General features: G+C 49.5%; 16 protein-coding genes. 4 read left to right on the top strand and 12 right to left on the bottom strand.

Annotated features, from left to right (window positions below; translation table 11 throughout):
• Positions 1–105: 105 nt before the first annotated feature.
• The 9 genes from GCU44_RS14480 to GCU44_RS14440 form a co-directional block, all read right to left on the bottom strand.
• On the bottom strand, positions 106–1,557 hold the full coding sequence (locus tag GCU44_RS14480; protein ID WP_154857108.1) for a sulfatase: 1,452 nt from the start codon (positions 1,555–1,557) through the stop codon (positions 106–108).
• 308 nt (positions 1,558–1,865) lie between these two features.
• Positions 1,866–3,227, bottom strand: coding sequence for a hypothetical protein (locus tag GCU44_RS14475; RefSeq protein ID WP_154857107.1), 1,362 nt, complete (start codon positions 3,225–3,227; stop codon positions 1,866–1,868).
• Between the two features lie 162 nt (positions 3,228–3,389).
• On the bottom strand, positions 3,390–5,192 hold the full coding sequence (gene ggt, locus GCU44_RS14470; protein WP_154857106.1) for a gamma-glutamyltransferase: 1,803 nt from the start codon (positions 5,190–5,192) through the stop codon (positions 3,390–3,392).
• Positions 5,193–5,290: 98 nt separating this feature from the next.
• Positions 5,291–6,451, bottom strand: coding sequence for a bile acid:sodium symporter family protein (locus GCU44_RS14465; RefSeq protein ID WP_154857105.1), 1,161 nt, complete (start codon positions 6,449–6,451; stop codon positions 5,291–5,293).
• A gap of 24 nt (positions 6,452–6,475) precedes the next feature.
• Positions 6,476–7,027: a RidA family protein gene (locus GCU44_RS14460; protein WP_154857104.1), complete on the bottom strand. Its 552-nt coding sequence runs from the start codon at positions 7,025–7,027 to the stop codon at positions 6,476–6,478.
• Positions 7,028–7,530: 503 nt separating this feature from the next.
• Positions 7,531–8,007 (bottom strand): hypothetical protein, encoded by a 477-nt coding sequence (locus GCU44_RS14455; protein WP_154857102.1) that lies wholly within the window; start codon positions 8,005–8,007, stop codon positions 7,531–7,533.
• Positions 8,008–8,265: 258 nt separating this feature from the next.
• The gene (locus GCU44_RS14450) at positions 8,266–8,949 is read right to left on the bottom strand and encodes a potassium channel family protein (protein WP_154857100.1); all 684 of its coding nucleotides are present in this window, start codon (positions 8,947–8,949) and stop codon (positions 8,266–8,268) included.
• An 11-nt stretch (positions 8,950–8,960) separates the two neighbouring features.
• On the bottom strand, positions 8,961–10,826 hold the full coding sequence (locus tag GCU44_RS14445; protein ID WP_241684963.1) for a TrkH family potassium uptake protein: 1,866 nt from the start codon (positions 10,824–10,826) through the stop codon (positions 8,961–8,963).
• Positions 10,827–11,087: 261 nt separating this feature from the next.
• Positions 11,088–12,824 (bottom strand): Na/Pi cotransporter family protein, encoded by a 1,737-nt coding sequence (locus GCU44_RS14440; protein ID WP_154857098.1) that lies wholly within the window; start codon positions 12,822–12,824, stop codon positions 11,088–11,090.
• A 245-nt stretch (positions 12,825–13,069) separates the two neighbouring features.
• Here GCU44_RS14440 and GCU44_RS14435 point away from each other — a divergent pair, with 245 nt between their 5' ends.
• From GCU44_RS14435 to GCU44_RS14425, 3 genes are all read left to right on the top strand, one after another.
• A complete protein-coding gene (locus GCU44_RS14435; protein ID WP_092175072.1) occupies positions 13,070–14,455 on the top strand; it encodes a 3-keto-disaccharide hydrolase in 1,386 nt (461 codons plus the stop codon).
• A 594-nt stretch (positions 14,456–15,049) separates the two neighbouring features.
• The gene (locus GCU44_RS14430) at positions 15,050–18,073 is read left to right on the top strand and encodes a SusC/RagA family TonB-linked outer membrane protein (RefSeq protein WP_154857096.1); all 3,024 of its coding nucleotides are present in this window, start codon (positions 15,050–15,052) and stop codon (positions 18,071–18,073) included.
• Positions 18,074–18,097: 24 nt separating this feature from the next.
• Positions 18,098–19,756 carry a RagB/SusD family nutrient uptake outer membrane protein gene (locus GCU44_RS14425; protein ID WP_241684962.1) on the top strand — a complete coding sequence of 553 codons (1,659 nt, stop codon included), beginning with the start codon at positions 18,098–18,100 and terminating at the stop codon, positions 19,754–19,756.
• Between the two features lie 80 nt (positions 19,757–19,836).
• Here the strand turns inward: GCU44_RS14425 and GCU44_RS14420 are convergent, their stop codons facing one another.
• Positions 19,837–20,712 carry a sugar phosphate isomerase/epimerase family protein gene (locus tag GCU44_RS14420; protein WP_206670841.1) on the bottom strand — a complete coding sequence of 292 codons (876 nt, stop codon included), beginning with the start codon at positions 20,710–20,712 and terminating at the stop codon, positions 19,837–19,839.
• A gap of 267 nt (positions 20,713–20,979) precedes the next feature.
• Between GCU44_RS14420 and uxaC the strand changes: the two genes are divergently transcribed.
• Positions 20,980–22,416, top strand: coding sequence for a glucuronate isomerase (uxaC, locus tag GCU44_RS14415; protein ID WP_092176027.1), 1,437 nt, complete (start codon positions 20,980–20,982; stop codon positions 22,414–22,416).
• A gap of 79 nt (positions 22,417–22,495) precedes the next feature.
• Here uxaC and fucP read toward each other — a convergent pair whose 3' ends face one another.
• Positions 22,496–23,797 (bottom strand): L-fucose:H+ symporter permease, encoded by a 1,302-nt coding sequence (gene fucP / locus GCU44_RS14410; protein WP_092175061.1) that lies wholly within the window; start codon positions 23,795–23,797, stop codon positions 22,496–22,498.
• Positions 23,798–23,813: 16 nt separating this feature from the next.
• On the bottom strand, positions 23,814–24,857 hold the full coding sequence (locus GCU44_RS14405; protein ID WP_092175059.1) for an aldo/keto reductase: 1,044 nt from the start codon (positions 24,855–24,857) through the stop codon (positions 23,814–23,816).
• Between the last annotated feature and the right edge of the window lie 15 nt (positions 24,858–24,872).

Below are 24,872 nucleotides of genomic sequence, written 5' to 3'. Positions count from 1 at the left end.
GGTTTCAAAAAAGAGGGGAAGGAGAATTTCTTCGATACCTACCGATAAACAACCTTAAACGCCCGAAAAAACCCACCCTTTCCGGATCAGTACAAGCCATTTTGGCTATCGAAAGGGATTGGTTCCCCATTCGTACCGGCGAACTGGATCGAAATCGGGGTTTGGAACCGGGAACTGGGCGTCGGTATCGGATTGCCATTTTTTCAGGGCTTGCTTCATCTCGGCTAGCTTTTCCGGAAAGCTAAATTTAAGGTCGGTCACTTCGTTGATATCGTAGCGTAGGTTGTACAAATCAAACTCGCCGGATACCAGGTTTTCAATCAATTTCCAATCGCCTTTTCTTAGCGCCGACATGGGGACCTCGTGGTGATAAACGGGGTAATGGGTGAAAATTTCCCGCTCCGAATCACCGCCATTTCCCGTCAGTGCGCGCACCATAGACTGCCCGTCAAGCACTTGATTCGCGGGAGCTTCTCCTTTTCCAAGTTCCAGAAATGTCGGGTAAAAATCCACGCTGGACACAATTGCCTCCGACGTACTGCCCGCTTCTATCCTTTCAGGCCAGCGGACAATCAGGGGAACACGGATCCCCCCTTCGTATACCGTCCCTTTTCCCGCCCTCAGCGGTGCATTGGAGGTAGCGATGTAGCGAAGGGGATGGCCTTCGGGGTAGACATCTTTGCTATCCCCGCCGAGTAGGGGAATGTTGTCAAACCGGTTATCCACGCCTCCGTTGTCGGAATAAAAAATCACTAGCGTATTTTCCGCCAGGCCCAGGTCTTCGAGCGCCGCCATCAGTGCTCCCACACTATCGTCCACATGAGCGATCATCGCTGCGTAAACGGCATTACTGGCGTAGTTTGGATCTTTGGGCTTGTTGAGAAACCTATCGATCAGCGGTTGATCCGCATCCAACTGCACGTGTACATCGTAATGCGATAGAAACAAGAAGAAAGGTTCCTCTTGGTTTTCCCGCATAAAATCCACACTCATATCCGTTAGGATTTCACTGAGCCGGCGATTTTCTCCACCGGTGTATTCGGGAATAAATTTCGGCTGGTAAAACCCGCCACCTGCATAGGTATAGGCCCGATCATAGCCCCGATTGTGTGGGAGATGCTCCGGACGGTTTCCCAAATGCCATTTCCCAAAATAGCCGGTTTTGTAGCCTGCAGCCTGCATGGAATTGCCCAGGGTTGCGATATTATCGGGCAGGTGTTGCACCCGGTGATGGGGGACTACCACCTCCTCGTAGGGTCGCCAGTGTCCGGGAATAAAATCAAAAATACCTACCCTCGCCGGGTACTGTCCGGCTTGGATACTGGCTCGGGTGGGCGAACAAACCGGAGCCGCATAGGCATGCCGGAACAGCATTCCCTGCCGGGTCAATCGGTCAATATGGGGCGTTTCGTTAAATCGGTTGCCATAGGCCGGCAAATCCCTGCCGCCAAGATCGTCGGCCATGATCAAAACAATATTGGGACGGTCCTGGGCAGGTGCTGCAAATGTGCGCAACAGCAGGAAAAGAAAAACGAGGGCAAAGGATCGGTTATTCATGGGCTGGATTGGATAAGGAACCATTGCGCATTTTTGGGGCACATGGAAATTATCAGTTAATTTTTTCAGTGCTAAAGCTAATAAACTTTTCGGAAAAAATCCGCCCGGATTCCGCGATTCTCTTCGGAGGGGTGATACAGAAAGGACGCTTCCTGGAAGAGGTATCCGCGTTTCCTCGCAAGTATCCAAGCGCCCCCGCCATCCAGGGTTACATCCCAACACGGTGTTTGCTTTCGTTGAGTCGCCGGGGAGTCGGTGCCGGAGCGGCCAACTCCCCCTAACCTCCGTACATAAACAAAGTCTGGCGGCTACTTTTTGAAGTTGTCTGGAATGATAAATTCGTACCCTTTCGGTGGCCAGGGGCCGATGCTCTGTCCTTCTGGCCGTGGAGCCGTCGGGCGGATGGGCGCAAATCCTTCTGCCGAATAGCGCAGGTTTAAAAAAGGCGTTTGTTTCGTTTCACCGTCCACCAGGGAGCGGATCCCCATATCGGTAATACCACTGGTCAGCAAGGTGCGCTCGACCGGTGCGGTAGGTTTTCCGCTAAGGATAAACTCCTGGATATTCAGGGTCAGGTAGCTAAAATGGGAATAGCTCATGCTGTGGTCCAGAACAAACTCCGTAGCCACTTGCCCGTCCGAGGTATTGGCAGCGTAGCCCCAGCCTTGATTCACGTAGCCCGTAAGCATGACGATCGCGCCTTTGGTGCCATCGTTGTAAGCTACCAGTATGGCGTGGGGCGCTTCCACCAATTTCCGCATGTCTCCCTGCTTTCGTCCCTGGATCGCATTACAGGCGGCCGTCACCAAATCCAGGTTGATACGCCCATCGTCCATGGCTTTCCAGACATCCTCGCCTTTTAGTCCCTGCACACTTGCCACACCGGTTTCGCCTCCGGCCCTTCGTTCCACCATGCATTGCAAAATCTCCGCCACGTGGAAGCCATACGCGTCTAGCGAAGCATACCCGATGGCCACCGCCTCTGAAATTCCGATACCCAGCGGGTGCTCCAAGGGCTGATCTCGCCAGCAAAACGGCAAGGAAGAACCCGCCATCATGGGCACCTGCAATTCTTTTGATCGGTCGTAAACCCATTTGCTGTCCAGCCAGCTGTAAGCCAGGTGCTTATCGGTAAATAGTGGAACGGACTTGTTGGAAGCATCAAAAACCCGGAAAATCTGCTCCAGGTAATTCATGCGCGGATACATTTTGATGCCGTAGCGACTATAGGGATACTCCCCGTGTTCGCCAATGTAAATCACCCCATCTACCGCCAGCTTGTCTCCGCCCAGGGTAAGCGCTTCGGCGATCGTACCGTACACTGTAGCCCCATTCATTTCGGCGATTTTAACCCCGGTATCGTTGGCACCGATCTGGTCTATCCAGACAGAAACGATCTTCACCTGTGGCACCACCATCCCCTCGTCCGTGGGGATACCTGCGAATAGCTTGGTCCCTATCACGTCCGCGTGGGCACTATTGCGGTAAATATTGGCGATGAGGGCCACCGTTTTCTGCGCCGCGGGGGGCCTCTTGCTACTTTCCCCAATTATCCGCGCCATGGCGGCTGCCTCAGCCCACCCCAACACAGCCCCTATAGGGATCAGTGAGCCGGCTACTAGTGATTTCTTTATAAATTCCCTTCTTGGATTTTCGGTGGTTTTGTCCATGGTTCTTTCGATTGCCTCGTACTATTTTCTTTACCTAATTTTTTGACTGCCTGTTTGGTGCCGCTAAACCGTCCGGTTTCAACAAGGTGCCACCTTATCCTTCGTTGGTTTTGCTGCCTGCATTCCTGGGTTTGGAATCCGGTTTCCGGAGATGCGCACCCGCTACCAGCCTACCGCGTAGCCATTTCGCCTAGGGTCGGCCCCTCCCATCATCCAGCCACTTTCGCGATCAATGGACACTCCTTGGGCTCCACCCACCGTCATCGACCAGTCACCCAAACTGGTATCCAGCTGGTAGCCCATTTGGCGCAACTCGCTGAGCACTTCGGTCGCCACCCGGCGCTCCATGATAACCTCTGTGGGCGGCACCGAACCCAGTTCGTCTTTCCAGCGAAACCGCGGGGCGCTGATGGCATCCTGTATGTTCATCCCAAAATCAATGTAGTTCATGGCTACCTGGGGAACGGATTGCAAGATCCCAAAACTCCCGGGTGAGCCGACGATAAGCTCGGGTTTGCCGGCTTTGTGAAATTGCATCATTCCTCCGATACACCAACCCACCGCCTTCCAGGGTGCCACGCTGTTGGCCATCCCCGGTATCTTTTCCATCCAATCGATGGCACTATTAAAGATCAGGCCGGTTTTGCCTGCAACATATCCGGAACCAAAACCGCCGCCATGTGTCTGGATAATCACCACCGCATTGCCCCATTGGTCCATGGCGGAAAGGCTGGTGGTGGCGTATTGATAGGCTGGGTCGATTGCCCCTTTTCCTGCATCGGTGACCACATGCCCGGTATCCTCGGGATGGGTTGCCGCCGCCAACTTTCGCTTTTGTACCCGCTCCACCACCTTCTTGCGTTGTTCATCCAGATAGGCGTCGGAAAGCAGCCGATCCACCGGAACAGCCACATACTCCGGATCGCCAATGTAGGTGTCTGTATCCAACCGGCTCAGGTAGATGGCCTCCATCAGGTGGGCCAGGTATTCGGCACTGTTGTGCCCCATGCGTTTCAGATCAAATCCCTCCATGATTTTCAGGGTTTGCAACTGCTGTATCCCCATGCCCGGAGGGGGATTGTTGTAAACCTTGTAGCCCCTGTAATCGATTGAAATCGGCTCGGTCCATTGGACCCGGTCGGGAACCATTGCCAGGTCCTCCATTGTGATAAAACCACCGTCTTTTTTAAAAGCATCGGCTATTTGTTGAGCGATCTCGCCCTTGTAAAAGACATCGATACCCTCCGCAGCGATGCGTCTCATCGTCGCCGCCAGGGGCTTATTGGTGAAAACATCGCCGATTTCGTAGGGCTCACGTCCATCTTTAAAGAGTAGCGCCACGGATTCCTTGTGGGGCTTCACGCGTTCCACCGTTCCTTTCCACATGGCTTCATCAAACTCGGTAATGGGTACCCCATTTTCCAAATAGCCGATGGCCGATTCAAATACCGCTTCCAGCGACAGGGTACCGTAGTCCTCCAGCGCCCTGTTCCAGCCAGCGAGGTTGCCGGGTATGGCGACGATTTTCGGGCCCACGGTTTCGATTGCCTCGTGTCCGGCCCCATCTGCGGCCTTTGCGGCCGCTTCCAGGGCCCGGGCATCAAATGATCTCGGCACCCATCCACCAAACACCAGCGATCGCACCCGGTCTTCGGCAGCGGAATAAAAGAGCATGTATCCCACGCCGGCCGTGCCGGACATGTACGGCTCCACGGCATTCAGGGCTGCTGCAGTCGCCACGATGGCATCGATGGCATTGCCTCCGTTGGCCAGGATTTTTTGCCCGGCGAGGCTGGCCAATGGATTGGCCGAAGCCACCATCCCCATCCGACCCATCGCCGCCGGGCGGAGGTTTTCTTTGGCTACCTGGGCCAGGGTCTGTAGGCTTCCTAACGTCAGCAATACCAGCAGGGCAGGTACCAATAGTCGTTCAAACAAAGCGTGTATTTCATGTAGGCTTTTCATGGGTTGTATTCGTTACATTTTTTATTCGTTACGCTGCAGGTTGGTTATATCGACTAATACTTACATTACTCTGCGAATTCAGCAGGCTTTTCCTGCGGTCATTCCTTATCCTTCACCTTTTCCATGGATTGATACGAATATTTTTTGTCTGCCACAGCATCATTGGCAAGCAGGTTTTCGGTTTTTTTACCACTCCAATAAGAAGCCAGGACCGAGGAAGTAAATCCCATCAACGGGCCATACACCGCTGAGGCCAATCCCACCGTTGCGATCTTGCCCATTTCTTTGGCAATGCCGGAAACAAGGCCGGCGTTCTGCATTCCCGTAGTAATGGAGATGGTCCGACAATCTTGCTCCTGCAATCGGAAAAGCCGGGCCATCCAATAGGCAGCCAGGTAGCCCGCCAGGTTTAACAACAGAACCGCTCCTACCAGTAGCAACCCCATGCTCAACAGGCTCTCCCTACCTGCCGCCATGATGATCGCCACGATCAATGCAATGCCCCCCATGGATACCAGCGGCATGGAAGCGTCCAGCCATCTGGCCCGCCCGTGCAAAAATTTATTGAACAGCAGTCCGGCGCCGATTGGCAACAGCACCATTTTGACAATGCCCCACATCATGTCAACAACGGCTATGGGAATAAAGCCGCCCGCATATACCTTCATAAGAAGGGGTATTACCAAGGGCGCCAAAAGGGTGGTAACCGATACAATGGTGATGCAGAGCGCCACATTGGCTCTGGCCAGGTAAGCCATCACGGGAGAAGCCACCGATACCGGTGCGCAACCCAACAAAATCAATCCGGCTGAAATCTCGGAAGAAAACCCACTTACCGAGGCCAGGAAAAAGGCGATCAAAGGCATCAATGAAAACTGCGCAACGACGCCCACCAAAACGGATTTGGGAGCCTTCGCCAGGGCGATAAAATCCCTAAGGCCCATCGACGTTCCCATCCCAAACATGATCAACTGTATCAACGGCGTAATCAACTCTGCCAACTCAAACCCATTCATTTCTAAAAAATAATCCGGGTAACTCAAAGCCGTGGTCACTACCGCCAGTATCAGCAGGGTAAACGAAAGGCCTTTGGTGGCCTGAAATCCCCTGACACCCAGGGAAGCACAAAGAAAGCATACGATCAACACCGAACCAATGTGCGAGGTGTTGCGCATAGCCAGCATCAACAGCGCTACAACAAACAACAACAGCGCGCCAACAAGCAGGTAGGTATATCGTCCTTTTCCTTTGAGGTTCATGCTTTATTCATAAATGCAGCCTCGTTATTCCCCGTGCAGTTCCACAATCATTTCGATTTCTACCGGTATGTTGAATGGCAAGGACCCCATTCCTACGGCGGATCGGGCATGTTTGCCTTTTTCACCGAAAACCTCCACCATAAAGTCGGAAAAACCATTCATCACCTGTGGATGCTGCGTAAAATCAGGAACCGCATTTACCATGCCCAGGACTTTTACGATACGCTTTACCCGATTTAATGAGCCAATCTGCGCTTTTAAGGAGGTAAGTAGGGATATGCCGGTAAGCCGCGCCGCAGCGGCAGCCTGGGTCAGATCCAGTTCTTCGCCCACTTTTCCGCTCATGTATTCCCCATTTTCCTGCATGGGCCCATGCCCCGAAAGGAAAATCAGGTTTCCGGTTTGCACGGCCAACACAAAATTGGCCGTAGGTGCCGCCGGTTCGGCCAGCGTTATTCCCATTTCGGCTAGCCGGGTTTCCGGATCAGTTGCCTGGGCATGAACCCGGGTGACTCCAGCCGAAGCCAACAGTAAAAAAAGGAAAAATGTGATTCTTTGCTTAGTTCTTACGACCATAACGGGATTCCATTTAGCTACAAGGAAGATATTTAATGATAGAATGAGCATATTTTGCCTTTTTTTGCAGTTTCTGCCAATAATTTCACGGCACCTGCCGACGATCCCATTGTAAATCAAGGATTATCGGTAGGTGCCCACGAGGGTAAGTTCGTGAAAAAGATGCAAACTTGGGAATTAACCGAAAGAAAAAATGTGGAAAACGATCGATTTCCAACACCTCTGTAGCTGAAAAACCTGAAACGAAAAAAAACAATCGTTTTTCAGGAAAGACCGTTAAGGTAGCCGTGTATTCGGAACAGCGAAACGTTTGTCCGGCATAACGGCTTGAAATTCCCGTAGGTACTTGCGTGCGCATGGGCTGTCTTATCCGCTCTTCTCTGTGCGACACCAAGTGCTTCTAGGAGAATCCGTTTCGGGATACATGGATTGGGCCGCTTAAACCGATTGCCAATGCTTTTTCGCGGTTACTTTCGGCGTCCATGTGGGTGTTTGCCAGGCATTCACCGTCCTGGTGTAAATACAGATGCACCGCCAGGACCACCGGGCAACGGCAGAGGAGTACCTTCGAAAAGGTACCGGCGGCCAGATTCAGGCAGCTGGAGCTTTTCGCCAACGATCGGCATGCGGGAAGAAAAATCCCCAAAAGAACTTTTTATGGGTAGCTTGGAAGAGAATCCCTTTGACAGGTCCACGATGGGCATGTTCCACTGGGCCCGGGCCACTTTCACGGGCAAGACCAATCTGGTGCCTTTGTTGAAATCATTCCATCCAAATGGGTCTTTGTTGGTAAACTGTGTAAGGGTGTGGGCAGTCAAAAAGTCATTGCCGACAGCCTTGCTCGTTGAAGATCCGAAATCCGAAAACGAAGGCACTGAATTCGATGCGTTTGGGAAGGATTTGACGATCCATGGCGACTGGCCGAATGCAGCCGCTGAAGTAAAAGAAATGACGAAAAAAAGAAACAGGAATCGGGTCATGGCTAAGGGGTTTACGTTGGTTTTTGATTTCATATACGTACGCGCATGCAAAAAGGCTGATTTTCAGGTGTTTTTTACACGGAAAACGCGTACAAACTTCGCCAAGGCATACGTTATGGTTCTCCCTCAGCAGCCCATTCCTTCCGCATGGACCGATGTATTCCCCAATCAATCCCAGACCGGAAAAACCCTTCACCGGATGCGCAGACTGGCAGGAAGAGTGACCGTTAGGACGAGGAATCAGGCAACCGGTCTTTACTACTGTCTTAAAAACTCTTGCAGGTCGTCGTTTGCTCCGTACAATACCAGGATGTCGGATGCTTCGAGCGTTTGGTCTGCCGTGGCAATTCCCTGAATTCTGAATTCCGTACGGCTTTTACCGAGCACACTCTTTACCTCCGTTTTTTTCATGATGGTCAGTACGAGCAAGTTGTAGGTTAGTCGAAACCCGACTTCGCGTATGGTTTTTCCTACGCATTCCTTGGGGACATTGGCTTCGATGATACTAAAATCCTCGCTAAGCTCGAAGGAATCGACCACGTTTTTCAGGCAAAGTTTTTTGGCCCATCGTTCGGCGGTTTCTTCTTCCGGATGCACGATTTCGTCCACGCCTATGGCCACCAACACCTTTTCGTGAAGTGGATTGATCGCTCGGCTGATCAGCCGCTTTACCTGCATGTTTTTAAAGAGGGCTGTGGTCATGATATTGGAACCCTGCTCTTCACCGATCGCAACGATCACCACGTCTGTATCCTCCAGCGGCAAACCGGAAACCGTAAATTCTTCCGTGGCGTCCATGCAAATGGTATGCGATATCTTTTCCTTGTACAGGTCCACCTTTTCCATTCGGGTGTCGATGCCGATTACCTCATTGCCCTGAGCGGTCAATTTTTGTGCAAGGGATGCACCAAAATTCCCAAGTCCTACGATGATAAATTTCATGGATTTAACTTTTAGTTAATCGTTATTTCTTCGGTCGGATACCGGTAATTTTTTCTTCGCACTTTTCTGAATACCGCAATGACAATGGTCAGCATGCTCACCCGTCCAACAAACATGATAACGATCAGAATAAGCTTGCTTTCATTCACCAGATTTCCCGTAATCCCAAGACTGAGGCCAACGGTGCTGTATGCCGAAAAACACTCAAATCCAATGTCCATCAGGTCTTTATCGGTTTCAAAGATAGAAATAAGCATGATGCCCAAACCAATGACCAATAAGGAGAGCGAAATGATGGCAAAGGACCGGCGAACGGAAATGGCTGCAATCTCCCGGCCAAACACTTCGATTCGATCCTTGCCCTTCGCCAAACTAAGGATATTCAATGTGGCAATGGCAAAGGTACTGGTTTTGATCCCTCCGCCTGTAGACGCAGGCGACGCGCCAATCCACATTAGCAAAAAAACCATCATCGTGGTAGGAAAAAGCATGGAAGCGGTATCAATGGAATTAAAGCCTGCAGTACGGGGAGTAGTGGCTCCAAAAAGCGCCGTTACTACCTTCCCCAGGCCTCGGTGCTCCGCCAGGGTGTTGTTGTATTCCAGCACAAAAAAAGCAACGAAAGCGATTGCCGTGATGGAAAAGGTTGTGATTAATGTTATTCGACTATTTAGATTCAACACCCAGGGGCGGTAGCCCACCTTATTTCTTCCGAAAGAGAAAAGTTTACGCAGCCGGTAGTTGCTGTAATTAACGATATTGGCCACGATCGGGAAACCCAGTCCACCCAATACGAAAGAAAGTATAACCGTAAGCTGCAACGCGTAGTTGAATCGAAATTCACTTTCATACAAGCTATTGGATAAGGTCGAAAACCCGGCATTGCAAAATGCCGAAATTGCATGAAAAACCGAAAAAAATACCCGTTCGTATTGGGAGGCAAAGGAACCCCTATCCAAACTGCTGTAGATAAGTAATCCCGAGAGCAATTCAATACTAAACGTGATGAAGATGATGTATTTGAGCGTGGAAAAGACATTCCCAATAGTCTTCGAACTCGTGATATCCCGCAGGGCAAGTTGGTTTTCGTAGGTGGAGCCCCCCCGGAAAAAATAGCTGAAATAACTGGCAAAGGTCAGAATCCCCAATCCTCCGATTTGGATAAGTAGCATGATGATGATTTGCACAAAATCTGTAAAGTAACTACCGGTATCCACGACGATCAGACCCGTTACACAAACCGCACTGGTGGACGTAAATAGGGCGTCAATAAACGAAATCCCCTCATGAGTAGCTCTGGGTAACATTAGCAGCAAGGTGCCCAACAGAATTATGAAAAGAAAACTCGCCACAAAAAGTTGGGCAGGATTCAAAACGGTTCGCTTATAATTGAACTTTACTTCTGAAAATTCCCGAATAAAGGTCGTAAAAACCGCGATTCGCACCCAGATAGGATTTTCTAGCAACAAATCCGTCTCGAACGGAACACCCACGAAAAGAAAGAGGTAAAACACCCACAGTGTGAAGCAAACGGACAAAAAATCGAAAATAAAGACTTTTCGCGCGATCAATTTGTAATTTTCGATGTACCGAACTGCCGTGGAAACCACCCCAATCCCCAATACCACAAAGTAAAAGCCGTCGAGAAATCGCTGAGAAAATTCGTTTTGGGAATACCCAAAGTCCGAAATTAAGGCGATTACTCCCAGCGAACTTGTCCATAAAGCAATCTTGTAGAGTAACGATACGTTCATTTGCCAACTAGCTTCATTCGACACAAAATAGTAGTGATCGGTAGTACCTGCCATTACCTGTTCGCTGTTGGGGACGGGCCAGGCAAAGCAAGCCAAAAGTAATAAAATAAACCTATACTCCATGAAAATCCGGTAAAAGGTCCAGGCCACAAACCAATAAAGAAACTCTGTCTGACCGTTAAAAAAATTTGACTACCGGAGCGTTCGAATGGTCCGGAAACGTACCCTCGCCAAAATAAGCAATACGGCATTGCCTAGGCAACGGGTCCATTGTAATTCTTCGCAACCGCCACTTCCGGCCGAAAATAATGCGGGGTAATATCTTTTGACGATAAAAGTATTCCATCGCCATGGGCCGTAGAAAACCCCACCCCGAACGGCTACCTATCGAACTTCCGCCGTTTCCTCTGGAAATTCTTTCTGCATGGAGCCAATGCCCTTCCAAATCAATCCCAGGCCGGAAAAAACCTGCTGAATGACATTGGCAAGCGTAGACACAGGCACATCGGTCTTTTTGGTACGCAGCTGACTGTACAGGGAATGAATCTTTTCGGAATAGGTAGCTTTAAGTTTTTCTTCCACCGCCTGCAGGGTAGGTGTATCTGTTTCCGCAAGTGCCTGATATTCTTCGAATACAGTCAAAAAATCTTTTACTTCCTCCTGCAGGTCGGCCAACACTTCTGCAACAAACGGCTCGGCGGCATCCTCCATTTCCTTCAAGTTATGAACGATATCTTTAAACTCCTTGGCGCCTACTACCAAAAAACGCAGGGTTTGGGACAAATCGGACAGGCGATTTGCCTCCTCCGCACGCAGGTTTTCGGCTTGCAGCCGCAGGGCAAATTCAAACAGCTCCTCCTCCAGGTTTTTCAGTTGCTGGTAGTCAAGCAGCAAGTCTTTGGGTTGAAAGGTTATTTTACGCCAGACAGACGCGTCCTTCCTGGGCCCCTTATGCTTGTGTACGATTTTCCAGACCAACTTCAAGGTATTCTGAAGAACCCCATCCATTTCTTTTCGCAGGGCAATCAGGGCTACGGAAGGAATTTCGGTACTGATATTCTTCACGAATTGCGACTTGCCTTTGGGGATATCCGAACGAAACCTTCTTTTCAGCCATGCCTCTAACGGCAATAAAAATGGGTAAAAGCCCAGGATCATCAGTCCGTTTATCAGGGAATTCAATAACACCAATTCGAATAGCGGGTCCGTAAGCTGAAAGGCCCGAATGCTTAGTAGAATCAGTTCGTCAATCCAGAAAAAACAAAGGACCCCCGCAATACCATTAAACATGAAGTTAGCCAGGGCGAGTCTTTTCTTATCCGCCGTGCCCCCGACCGCCCCGAGAACCAGCGTAAAGGTGGTACCGATGTTCGCACCAATAATCATCGCCAGGGCATGGTCGGTACCGATCAGTCCGGCGTTGATGGCACTCAGGACGATGACGATCATCGCCGAACTGGATTGGATCATGGCCGTAATCAGGATGCCTAACAGCAGGAACCGCCAGCGGCCGTATTCCCCAAAAGTGCTCAGATCCACGGCCGAGGCATAGGTATCAATGGATACCTTCATGTAATCCAATCCCAAAAACAGCAGGCCAAAGCCCGGCAAAAAGATCCCCACGTTTTTCAAGAAGGGCCGGCTATTGGTGAATAAATACGTCATAACGCCGATTGCCAGAAAAGGAAAGGCAAAATCGGCCACGCTTAGCTTGAACCCAAAGGTAGCCACAATCCAGGCCGTAAAGGTGGTCCCCATATTGGCTCCCAATACCACCCCCAGAGCATTTCTGAGATGAATCATCCCCCCTCCCAAAAAAGCCAGTACCATCAGGGTGACGAGGGAACTGCTTTGAAGAATCGCCGTGACCAGGGTACCCGCTACAATTCCCTTCCAGGGCTTGTTTGTGTACCGGTGAAGCAGGTCCTTAAAGGAATTCCCTGCCAATCCTTTGAGCCCCTGCTCCACCTGGCTCATCCCCCAAAGAAATAAGCCTATTCCAGCCAGAAACTCCCAATAATCAAATACTCCTTGCATCGTTGCGAAACTAAAATAAAAATCCGCCCCTACCGAATAGTCCGCGCTGCCATCCCATTTCCAGCGACCAGAAAAAAGGATCATCGGGGATCCGCAGGTACGTTTCGTTAAAATTAACAAACTTTTTACGCAATCTCCGACCGGAAGACGGAGATTCTCCCTTCGCCGGGGAGTTGAAACGTAAACCGCCTTTCGTCGCACTTGTGCAATCGATTGCGTATTTTTTTTAAATATTCGTCAGATAATGTTTATCTTTACACGTTGCACATCGCTGCATCTACTCCAAAGGTGGATGAATCATTAACACATTCGTAAAAATAACCGATATCATGAACAAACAACACCTAAGCCTTTTTGCCCTGGCTTTTATTCTTCTTGCAGCCTGTGGAAAGCCCACGGTCGAGACGAAAGAGGGCTGGACCAATTTATTTGATGGGGAAACCCTGGATGGATGGCATCAATTAGACGGAGCGGCCGAATTCACGGTAGAGGACGGCGTGATCGTCGGGTCCGCTGTAGCCAATACACCCAATACCTTTTTGGTAACCGATCAGACGTACGAGGACTTTATCCTGGAACTTGACATTCGTGTAGACGATGAATCGAGCAATTCCGGAGTGATGGCCCGGGGCCAGCACAATCCCGATGCCAATGATGGAAAAGGAAGGGTCTTTGGTTACCAGGTAGAATGCGACCCAAAAGAAAGAGCCTGGTCGGGCGGAATCTACGACGAAGCCCGCCGCGGCTGGTTGTATCCCCTTACCTACAATCCGGATGCGCGCAGCGCTTTTAAATTGGGTGAGTTCAATACCTACCGCATCGAGTTCATTGGCAATACCCTCAAAACCTGGGTCAACGGACAAGAAGTAGCGTACCTGGTGGATGAAATGGACCGATCTGGATTTATCGGGCTTCAGGTACATGGCATTGGAAACAACCCCGAAAATGCCGGGAAGAAAACCTATTTCCGAAACATCCGGATCAAAACAGAAAACCTTACCCCTACACCCTTCGAGAATGATGTATTCGTCGTCAGTACCTTGAATAACGAGCTTACTCCTTATGAAAAAGAGATCGGCTGGAAATTGCTATTTGACGGAAAAACCAGCGAAGGATGGAGAAGTGCCCGTGCCGAAAACTTTCCAGAGGGTGGATGGACCATCAACGACGGCGTCCTTACCATTGAAGCCAAAGATGGACGGGAATCGGCAAACGCCGGGGACATCGTAACGGTGGACAAATACAGTGCTTTTGACCTGGCTTTTGATTTCAAATTGACCGAAGGGGCCAATAGCGGTGTGAAATATTTCGTAACCTTAAACGAAAACAATTCCGGATCAGCCATTGGACTGGAATACCAGATTTTGGATGACGAAAGGCACCCCGATGCCAAGCAGGGAAAAGACGGCAACCGAACCCTTGCCTCGCTTTACGACCTGATTAAGGCAGATAAGCAATCCCGATTTGTACGGCCCATCGGCGAGTGGAACAAAGGGCGGGTGGTCGTGCATCCGGACAATACCGTCGAACACTACATCAATGGACTAAAGGTACTGAGCTATACCCGCGGTTCCGATGCGTACCGGGAGTTGGTGGCAGACAGTAAGTACCAAAAATGGGATAATTTTGGCGAAGCCGAGGAAGGACACATTCTGCTTCAAGACCACGGTGACGAGGTTCACTACAAAAATATAAAAATCCGGGAACTGAACTAATTCTTCGTCTCCCGCGTACAGAAAATCACGGCAACCTGTTTGGTGAGCCGTGATTTTTTTTTATCGCAAATACGCCTTCCCCAGCTTTGCGCACCTCGGTAGCCGCAAAACGCCGCCATCCGCTATCCACACGGGCTGGCAAAAAAGTTACAGAAATACCCGGCCCTCCAACGGGGCCTGCGTCTGGCAAAGAATGAGAAGGCGGAACTTTTCCCAAATACCATTATTAAAATGTCAGTTTATTCACATTTTTTTAACCGAATTAATAAAATATTTTCAATGGATTATTAAATATTTAGATAAACTGATTCTTTACGATAAAATCGATATTTTTTCAATTACCACCAGTAAACATTACTTTATACCTATTTTTTACCGATCGTGTAAATAAGCGCAACCGATTGCATCTTTCTTCCGGAAAAAAATTCTTTCTTAATTTATATCAATATTTTTGAATTCTTAAAATTCAATAAATCCGATACATCAAAAAATGAAACATATGTAAAAACCTAAATTTTAAATGAAAGAATTTATTGACAAAATGTAATATTGCCTTTAAAAATTAACATCACAATTAACATCAAACCGAAAATTATGACCTCAAGAAATTACTTGAAAACGGGGCTCCTTTTGCTCCTGATGGTTATCGGCACCCACCTGACTCAGGCACAAGACGTGCAGGTTCGGGGGCAGATAACCGATGAAAATGAAATGGCCATCCCTGGCGCTTCCGTATTGGTCAAAGGCACCTCTACCGGAGTTGCAGCCGATCTGGATGGAAACTATACCATCTCCGCACCCGCTGGCGCCACCCTGGTGTTTTCCTTTATCGGATACAGCCCCAAAGAAATTGCTATCGGCAATCAATCCCAAATCAATGTCCAACTAAATCCGGATGTCTCTGACCTGGATGAAGTGGTCGTGGTCGGCTACGGTACTACCCGGAAAAGCCAGCTAACCGGAGCGATTTCCTCCGTTGGTAGCAAGGAAATTGCCGAGCAACCAATCGTGGATGCCCGACAGGCCCTGCAGGGAAGAGCAACCGGTGTAGACGTGACTCAGGCGGGAAGCAAACCGGGATCCGCTCCTCAGGTTCGGATCCGGGGAAGGCGATCCTTCAATGCTGGTAACGACCCCTTGTATGTGGTCGATAACATACCCATCGCTGGTGGAATCAATGACATCAACCCACAAGACATCGTCTCCATGGAGGTATTGAAGGATGCCTCGGCTACCGCGATTTATGGATCCCGGGGTGCCAATGGTGTGGTTTTGATCACAACCAAGCGTGGCGAAGTGGGCAAAACGGTGGTTTCTGTAGATTCGTACTACGGTGTCAACCAAAGCCTTGGCAGAATAGAAAATTTTAACGGTGAGGAATTTGCCGAGTACAAGCGCGAGTCCCGACGGGCTGTGGGCGAATACCCCGAGGGTCCCGCCACGCAAGAAGCCGACGAAGGCCTTTTTGAACCCAACGAATTGGAGAGCATCCGTCTTGGAAGAAGTTTCGATTACATCGATGCGCTGACCCGTACTGGCAATATTCAGAGCCATCAGGTTAGCGTTTCGGGTGGTAGCCAAAACACCACTTTCTTCATTTCCGGAAACCTTTTCCGGGACGTAGGCGTGGTAAAAAACCAGGATTTCAGCAGGTATTCCTTCCGTGCCAATATCGATCACAAACTGAACGATAAATTCAGAATCGGAACTTCTACCCTGTTTACCTACAGCGAGCGAAACGGAGAAAACTTCAACCCCATCGGAGGTGCGCTGCAAGAGAATCCACTTGGAAAAACATTCAATGACGATGGATCAATCAATTTTCAACCGACCAACGACGGTTTAAGAACCAACCCGCTTGCAGAAATTGTACCGGGAGCTCACGAGGACCTTACCAAACGGTACCGGATCTTTAACAGTATTTACGCGCTTTGGGACATCGCGCCTGGCTTGAGCTACCGAGTAAACTTCGGACCTGACATCACCATCCGAAGAAGCGGCAGGTTCATCGGCTCTCAGACCAATGCCCGAAGAGGTGGCGATCCTACCGGAAGTGTAAGCGAAGAGTTTCAAGTCAACTACACCTTGGAAAACATCATCAATTACACCAAAACACTGAATGAGGCACACACCTTCCAGTTTACCGGACTGCAATCCCTGCAGCGAGACAATCGGGAATTTACCAATATCAACGTGTTGGGAATTCCGGCAGAAAGCCAGCTGTTCCACCGTTTGGGAGATGCCAGCCAGATTACCGGTGCCAACACCAACCTGATTCAGTGGACGCTGATGTCTTTTATGGGCCGTTTGAATTACGACTACAAAGGCAAAATCCTTGTGACCGGTACCATTCGAGCGGATGGCTCTTCCCGATTCGGGGAAAATAACCGATACGGGTACTTCCCTTCCGTAGCGGTGGGCTGGAACATCGGAGACGAAGAATTTCTCTCCGGAAGCGAATTTCTGGATCAACTGAAGATCCGAACCAGCTACGGTTCCATTGGTAACCAGGGGATCGATCCTTATCAGACCCAGCCCTTGCTGGCCAGGACGGCCTATGAGTTTGGTGGGGATGCCGCTTTCGGATACCGACCAAATACCATCGGTAATCCCGATTTGAGGTGGGAAACCTCTACCACGGCCAACGCCGGTTTGGATTTCGCCTTTTCTCAAGGCAGGGTTTCGGGTAGTTTGGAATACTACGTGACGACCACCTCCGACCTGTTGGCTCCCCAGCCATTGCCCAATTCTACGGGATTTGGCGGGTTTATCACCAACATCGGTAAAACCCAAAACAGGGGTATCGAACTTACCTTGAATACCATCAATGTGGATAGAGGTGGCTTCCGTTGGTCGACTGACTTCATCTTTAATCGCAACCGAGAAGAAATCCTGGAGTTGGCCGATGGAGACGATATTGGAGCAGGCAGGTTTATCGGAGAGCCGCTGACGGTGTTTTTTGATTGGAACAAAGTAGGAATCTGGCAATTGGATGAAGCCGACGAAGCCGCCGTGTACAGCGACCAACCCGGTATCATTAAGGTAGAAGACATCAACAACGACGGGCAAATCAATGCAGATGACCGTCAGATTTTGGGTTCTGCCGTTCCGGATTTCTCCGGAGGTATTACCAACCGCTTCAGCTACAAGGGGATTGATTTTTCCTTCTTTGTATTCGGAAGGTTTGGATCCATGATTCGTAGTGATTTTCACACCGGAGGGTTCAATGCCCTGGCGGGACGGTACAACAACTTGAATGTGGATTATTGGACACCCGATAACCCTACAAATGACTACCCCCGACCAAACGTGAACCAGGAATTCCCGAAATACTCCACATCGCTGCGGTATTTCAACGGTACCTTCCTAAAAGTGCGAAACATCAATCTGGGGTATACCTTCCCGGCTTCCATCGTAGAAAATCTAAAGATGTCCAGTTTGAGGATTTATACCAGTATACAGCAACCGTTTATCTTCTCTGAATACAGAAGTCGCCACGCGGGAATTGACCCTGAAACCTTTATCGATGGAGAGCAGGGTGTAGAAGGTGGAGTCGTCAACTCCAACATCGCACCGGCGGTAACCCAGATCACCTTCGGTATAAATGCGAAGTTTTAAGCAGAATTTAACTTGATGAAACCAATGAAATCAAATATAATCAGACAATTTTCAAACTATTCCAGGATCGGAATGATGGGGGCAGCGCTGTTTGCTACCGTCAGTTGCGAGGGAATTCTTGAGGAAGACGTAGTTTCGAACATCGGTAACGATTACCTCAACACACCCAGCGGACTGAATGACGGCTTGCATGCCGCATACAGCTCGCTCAGGTCCTGGTACGGTACCGAACGTGGGAATAACTTTACCGTATTCGGCACGGACACCTATACGAACGGAGCCGATGGGTCCTTTAAGTACATGAACTTCTACACTTCTGACTTTGATTCGCAAAATTCCCACGTCCGGGAAATCTGGGATCAATTTTACCAGGGCATCAATACCTGTAACGCGGTCATCGACCGGGCGCCAGAAGTAGAGGGACTTTCAGAAACCGTCAGAAACCAACGGGTCGCTGAAGCAAAGTTTATCCGTGCGCATCACTACTTTATCTTGGTGCAGCTATTTGGACCTATTGATTTGCAGCTAACCGAATCTGTTATCCCTTCCAATGAAGTCAGCCGTACTGCTGTTCCGGAGATTTACGCTGCTATCATTCAGGATTTGGAAGACGCTATTCCTGTATTGGAGGCTTCTTCACAGTCGGACGACTACGGTAGGGCTACCCGACCCGCAGCCGAGCACCTGTTGGGAAAAGTGTACATCACCAAAGCAACCTCTGAGGCTGCAGCAAGTGATGATTATGCAAAAGCAGAGCCCCTGCTTCAAAACGTAATCAACGATTACGAATTCCAGTTGCTCGAAAACTTCGGAGACATTCATGCATTTGGAAACGAGGTAAACGACGAGGTAGTCTTTTCGGTGCAATACGGCAGAAACCCACTGACAAACGGAGGAGGTAACAATTCTCACGTGTTTTTTCTGATGGAATACGATGTACAACCGGGCATGCGAAGGGATACCCAAAACGGACGTCCCTTCAAACGATACCGGCCCACAACGTATACCTACAATGTCATCTTTGCCGACAGGGAAAACGACAGCCGGTATTTCAATACTTTCCTGGACGTGTACTACTCCAATAACCCAGGGACCTACAATACCAATTTTGATCAGTCAAAAGACCAGGTAACGTTTGCAGCAGGAGACACCGCCATTTACATCCCGGGCTACGAAATGCCAGAGGCAGAGCGTGCACAAAAACCCTATCAGGTACTGGTACCTTCGGCCTATACCGAGCGGCTATTTACCAGTTTGCGCAAGCACATGGATCCAGGAAGAGCGGATTTGACCCAGTTCCAGGGAGGCCGGGATTACATTGCCTTCCGATTGGGAGAAACCTACCTGTTGCTGGCCGAGGCGCAACTTATGCAGGGAAAAGTAGCCGAAGCTACCGAAACCGTCAACGTTATTCGTAGAAGAGCTGCATTCCCCGGAAAAGAAGCACAGATGGAAATCACGGCGTCCGAAATGGACATGGAAATGATCATCGAAGAAAGAGCACGGGAACTACTTGGCGAACAACAGCGCTGGTTGGACCTGAAACGATGGGGCATCTTGCTCGAACGGGTGCGGGCACATAATCCACAGGCCACCGGCCTTCAGGACTTTCACCTGCTACGACCCATCCCACAAAACCAAATTGACCGTGCGGAATCCTTTAGCCAAAACCCCGGCTATTGATCCCATACTAGCTTAACAGAAAAGGCTTGGATTCACATTCAAGCCTTTTTTTTTATCTCTCACCGATTAGAATCGAGTAACTAGCCCATCGCTTCTCGCACCCGAGCCAGAAATCCTGCTACCTTTTCAAAGGGATCTCCCGGACCCAATGTCTCTATGGGCAAATAGCCCTGGTAGTCGCTGTCACGAATTAACTGCATCAGCCGCGGCAAATCTACCGGTTTTTGGGTACCGTAATGATTGACATTCTCCTTGAGTTGCCAGTTGACCGCATGCCGGATATTTTTCTGGATCTCTTCATAGGGATCGTGTTGGGAGTAGCTGCCGATATCCAGGACCAGGCCAAACCACTCCTCGTCCACTCCTGCCATAATCTGATCGACCTGCGCAGCGGTTTGGATAAACTCATTGTGATTTTGCATGGCGACGATGACACCGTAATTGGCGGCAAACGCTGCACATTCCTTGCAGGCCTCCACTACCAGCACTGCCATTTCCTCCCATACCATTCCCTCTTGCAGCCGGGGCCCGGCAAATACCCGCAGGACTGGCGCTCCCAGTTTTGCCGCCGCCACGACCCATTGTTTCACCAACTCAATTTCAGCCTTGCGAAGTAACGGATCCGATTCGGTAAAATTATTCCGCACACCAGTACCACTAATGTGCAGGCCCCGATGATGCGCCATCTTTTTGATACCGAACAGTACCTCGTCCGGAGGTACCTGCGGGTAGTCCTGAATGTAGTAGGCGGTAAGGTCCACCGCTGCAAAACCTTGCTGGGAACAAAAATCAAACAAGGCTTCTATCCCCACATCGCCGCTTCTTAGCGCGGCATTGAAGGAAAAGGCATTTAGGCTTAGCTTCAGATTCCCTCGCTCAGTCGCGAAAGCAGGGGTACGGTAGCCCAGACTAACGCCAGGTAGGGCGGACAGTTGCAGGCCCCTTTTCAGGAACATTCTTCGGTTCATTGCAGTCATCGTACGGAATGTGATAAAATTAGGTAGAGGGAAGATACAGGGAAAACGGATAAAAAAAACTATAGCTTCGGTTTCTAAAAACAATTCCACGGTCAAATCAGGCTTTTCGTTAAGAAACCGCTTTTCGAATGGGATTTTATGAAATTTTCATTTAATTTGTGCAATCGATTGCCTAAATCCGGGTATTCACTGGAAAAAAAGCAAAATAATTTTTATACTTACTGCAATTTAAAAAAAACCAAAAAAATGGAGCATACGATAAACGCCACCAAGAGCACCTTTTTGACCGACGATTTCCTGTTAAAGAGTGATTTTGCGAGGGCCTTATACCACGATCACGCAAAAAAAATGCCGATCATCGACTACCATTGCCACCTTTCTCCGCACGATGTTGCGACCAACAGGAAGTTTAAAAACATGAGTAGCATATGGCTGGAAGGAGACCATTACAAATGGCGCGCGATGCGAACCCTGGGAATATCTGAAAAATACATCACCGGAGATTCCTCGGATAAGGAGAAGTTTTATAGTTGGGCCAAATCGGTGCCACATACCATGCGAAATCCCCTATACCACTGGACCCACCTGGAGCTCCTCAGGTATTTTGGCATCGATCAGTTGCTCAATGAAGACGCTGCCGATCAGGTTTACGAAGAAACGACGGATTTGCTACAGCAGAAAGACTTTCACACCCGTGGCCTACTGGCCAAAATGAACGTGGAGGTGGTCTGCACTACCGACGACCCTACCGATACCCTTATTTACCATCAGCAGGCGAAAGCAGAAAATATCGGCATTAAACTACTGCCGGCATTCCGGCCAGATAAAGCCTATGCTGTAGAAAACCCCAAAACCTATCTGGCATACCTGGAAAAACTCTCTGAGGTGAGCGGGGTTCCCATCCACTCCTACGAGGACTTGCTTGCCGCCCTTGAAAATCGCGTCGCCTATTTTCATGAAAACGGGGGGCGATTGTCCGATCATGGCCTCGAACAACTTTATTTCTTTGACGAAAACGACCACGGAATAGACGATCTTTTTTCCGACGTTTGCAAAGGAAAAACCCTTCAACCGGAGGAAGTCCGTTTTTTTAAATTCAAAACCCTCACCGCACTTAGTAAAATGTATCATGCGAAAGGCTGGACCCAGCAGTACCATCTGGGAGCCTTGCGTAACACCAATGAGCGGATGGCCCGCATTCTGGGACCCGATACGGGTTTTGATTCCATCGGCGACTTTCCCCAAAGTGTGGCCCTTGCGCGTTACTTAAATAATCTGGACAGCACCGATCAACTGGCAAAAACCATTCTCTACAACCTCAACCCTTCGGACAACGAGGTGATGGCCACCATGGTGGGCAATTTTAACGATGGATCGGTTAAAGGCAAAGTCCAGTTTGGCTCCGGGTGGTGGTATATGGACCAGAAAGACGGCATGGAAAAACAAATGAACACCCTGTCAAACATGGGAATTCTGAGTTGTTTTGTGGGCATGCTTACCGATAGCCGAAGCTTCCTATCTTTCCCACGTCACGAATATTTCCGCCGAATTCTTTGCAACCTAATCGGTCAGGATGTCGTAAACGGGGAGCTTCCAGCCGATGAAAAATGGCTGGGACAAATGGTAGAAAACATCTGTTATTACAATGCCCGGGAGTATTTTGGATTTTATGAAAATGACTAACCTGCCAGCCAAATCGGTCCACCGGCTGCAAAAAAAACACCCAGGCATTCGCTGTCTGGGTGTTTTTTTTTCACCTCTTTTATACCATCTCCACGGATTTCGGCGGGGGTTTGTGAAAATAGTGCGAAATACCGAAATACATGACTACCGCAAAACAAACCACTGGTACGTAATAGGAAAGGTGAATGCTGCCCGTAAGGTCGGAAACCTGCCCCTGTGCTGCAGTAATCAAAGCCCCCCCTAAAATGGCCATAATCAAGCCGGATCCACCCAATTTGGTATCATTCCCCAAGCCTTCTGCAGAAAGTCCGTAAATCGTCGGAAACATCAGCGACATGCATACCGAGATCAGCACCAGTGCCACGACAGCCGTCATTCCGCTCCCGTAAATCACCACCAAACTCAACACGATGGCTAGTAACGAGGAAATTGCAAGCAAAATGGACGGCTTGAAAAACTTCATCAAGGCAGTAAACAGAAAGCGGCTAGCCGCAAACAGGATCAAGGATACCAGGTAATAATCCGAGGCTCCACTTTCCATCACATCGAGTTCATCCATAACGTAGCGGATCGTAAAGGACCATACCCCGATTTGCGCCCCTACATAAAAAAACTGCGCCATCACCCCCCGTACATAGTTTTTATTTTTAGAAAGTCGTTTGAAACCAGCAATTATCCCATCTCGTTCGACCGTTTCGGATGCTATCGGCATGCGTACCGCCCGAATGACAAACCATACCAGCACCAGAAAAATTGCCACGCCCACGTAGGTGCTGACCACACCGGCAAGCTCGTCTGCCTGCATCGCCTTCAAGGCTGCCGGATCCATGGTGGTTCGGTCGGCCGCTTCTGCGGTGTTTAGCTGAGACAGGATAAAAACTTTACTCAGGTAAACGCCAATTACGGACCCGATGGGGTTAAAGGACTGCGCCAAATTGAGTCGCTGCGTGGCCGTTTCCGGTGGGCCGATAACCAGAATGTATGGATTGGCGGCGGTTTCCAGAATGGACAGCCCACCTGCCAGTACGTACAAGGCGAGCAGAAAAAACCCGTAGGACATCATCATACCTGCTGGGTAAAAAAGCAGTGATCCAACGGCGAATAGTCCCAAACCGAGCAGAATACCGGATTTATAGGTGTATTTCCGGATAAATACGGCTGCAGGTAGGGCCAAACAGAAATACGAACCATAAAATGCCAATTGAATCCAGGAGGTTTGGAAATCGGTCATACTCATGATTCGCTTAAAGGCGGCCAATAGGGTATCGGTCATGTTGTGCGCAACCCCCCAGAGCATAAAGAGGGTAGTGAGCAGTAGAAAGGGCCAAAAGTTTTTTTTGGAAATCAACTCGGCCTTTGCTGAGGTTATTTGTGAATGCATGGGTGTAGTTTATGGGTTAATCTGACAATAAAAAGGAGAAATCTGAAATCAACGATTGATCCACCAGCTCCTGCCAAAATGCCGCAGGTAGCCGATTCTCAGCCGCACGGATATTCTTTCGCACCAGCTCGGGTCGATTGATGCTCAACGCGACACTGGAAACACCCGGCACGGACAGCGCAAATTGAATGCAAGCATGAAATGGCGCTATTCCCTGCCGGCTACAGGTCTCAAAAAAGCCCTTTCTCCACGCCAACTTTTCTTTGCCGTCAGGGCTATCGGGATCCAGCTTCCGGTAATCGAAAAAGTCTTCCCCCACCAAAAAGCCCGAATGGAAAATGGCGGCAGTGATAATTCCCACATCCGCCTTTTTTAGCATCGCGACAAATTCCATCAAGTCTGGCGGATGGGAATAAATGGAAAGGCTGTTTGCCAGCATGACGTAATCCAGCGGAACTTCCTGGCAAATGCGTTGTACTACTTTCCAATCCTTGGCACCAACCCCTATTCCCCAGACCTTACCCGCTTGTTTCAATTCGGCCAGCGCCCGGTATGCCTCCAGAATTTGTCTCCATCGATGGGCTTTATCCCGCTCGTCTGTAGCGGCCATCAGGTATTCATCCGGGTCGTGTACGGAAATCAGCTGTGGTGAATGCCCCTGCAAAAGCGCGGTGTCTTTTTCAAAACACTCCAATATGCCGGCATGGCTTATTTTCTGCACCGCATCGTGTGTAATCCCCTTCCAGATACCCGGCTCAAAGGTAGGCTCGGCAGCTTCAAGGGGCACCCGGACCCAACCCAACTTATTGCTAATAATTACCTGATTACCGACAATCTCTAAACCGGATAAAAATTCTCCCAACACCTCCAAAGCTAATCCGGCGCCGTATTTTCCAGCTGTGTCAAACACGGTATGTGGAGCGGTAACCTCCACTATTTCCTTTAAAATGGCCAATTTGTCCTTTTGCGGGTATTCCTGAAAAAGATTTCCCAGGGAACTACTCCCAAAAACCACAGGAGGTACCTGCAAACCGGTCTTTCCTAAGGGGCGTACGTTCATCGTCTGGGGAGTTCG

It is taken from the genome of Cyclobacterium xiamenense, from assembly GCF_009467825.1.
Taxonomy (GTDB): domain Bacteria; phylum Bacteroidota; class Bacteroidia; order Cytophagales; family Cyclobacteriaceae; genus Cyclobacterium; species Cyclobacterium xiamenense.
The sequence above is the reverse complement of the archived record's forward strand: the minus strand, read 5'-3'. Positions and strand labels throughout refer to the sequence as shown.

Bases quoted from the DNA above. Each gene is read 5' to 3' on its own strand.
- GCU44_RS14435 (WP_092175072.1), top strand. From the start codon at position 13,070: ATGAACAAACAACACCTAAGCCTTTTTGCCCTGGCTTTTATTCTTCTT.
- GCU44_RS14445 (WP_241684963.1), bottom strand. From the start codon at position 10,826: ATGGAGTATAGGTTTATTTTATTACTTTTGGCTTGCTTTGCCTGGCCC.
- ggt (WP_154857106.1), bottom strand. From the start codon at position 5,192: ATGAAAAGCCTACATGAAATACACGCTTTGTTTGAACGACTATTGGTA.
- GCU44_RS14440 (WP_154857098.1), bottom strand. From the start codon at position 12,824: ATGATCCTTTTTTCTGGTCGCTGGAAATGGGATGGCAGCGCGGACTAT.
- GCU44_RS14420 (WP_206670841.1), bottom strand. From the start codon at position 20,712: ATGTTCCTGAAAAGGGGCCTGCAACTGTCCGCCCTACCTGGCGTTAGT.
- GCU44_RS14465 (WP_154857105.1), bottom strand. From the start codon at position 6,451: ATGAACCTCAAAGGAAAAGGACGATATACCTACCTGCTTGTTGGCGCG.
- GCU44_RS14405 (WP_092175059.1), bottom strand. From the start codon at position 24,857: ATGAACGTACGCCCCTTAGGAAAGACCGGTTTGCAGGTACCTCCTGTG.
- fucP (WP_092175061.1), bottom strand. From the start codon at position 23,797: ATGCATTCACAAATAACCTCAGCAAAGGCCGAGTTGATTTCCAAAAAA.
- GCU44_RS14425 (WP_241684962.1), top strand. From the start codon at position 18,098: ATGAAATCAAATATAATCAGACAATTTTCAAACTATTCCAGGATCGGA.
- GCU44_RS14430 (WP_154857096.1), top strand. From the start codon at position 15,050: ATGACCTCAAGAAATTACTTGAAAACGGGGCTCCTTTTGCTCCTGATG.
- GCU44_RS14450 (WP_154857100.1), bottom strand. From the start codon at position 8,949: ATGAAATTTATCATCGTAGGACTTGGGAATTTTGGTGCATCCCTTGCA.
- GCU44_RS14455 (WP_154857102.1), bottom strand. From the start codon at position 8,007: ATGACCCGATTCCTGTTTCTTTTTTTCGTCATTTCTTTTACTTCAGCG.
- uxaC (WP_092176027.1), top strand. From the start codon at position 20,980: ATGGAGCATACGATAAACGCCACCAAGAGCACCTTTTTGACCGACGAT.
- GCU44_RS14475 (WP_154857107.1), bottom strand. From the start codon at position 3,227: ATGGACAAAACCACCGAAAATCCAAGAAGGGAATTTATAAAGAAATCA.
- GCU44_RS14460 (WP_154857104.1), bottom strand. From the start codon at position 7,027: ATGGTCGTAAGAACTAAGCAAAGAATCACATTTTTCCTTTTTTTACTG.
- GCU44_RS14480 (WP_154857108.1), bottom strand. From the start codon at position 1,557: ATGAATAACCGATCCTTTGCCCTCGTTTTTCTTTTCCTGCTGTTGCGC.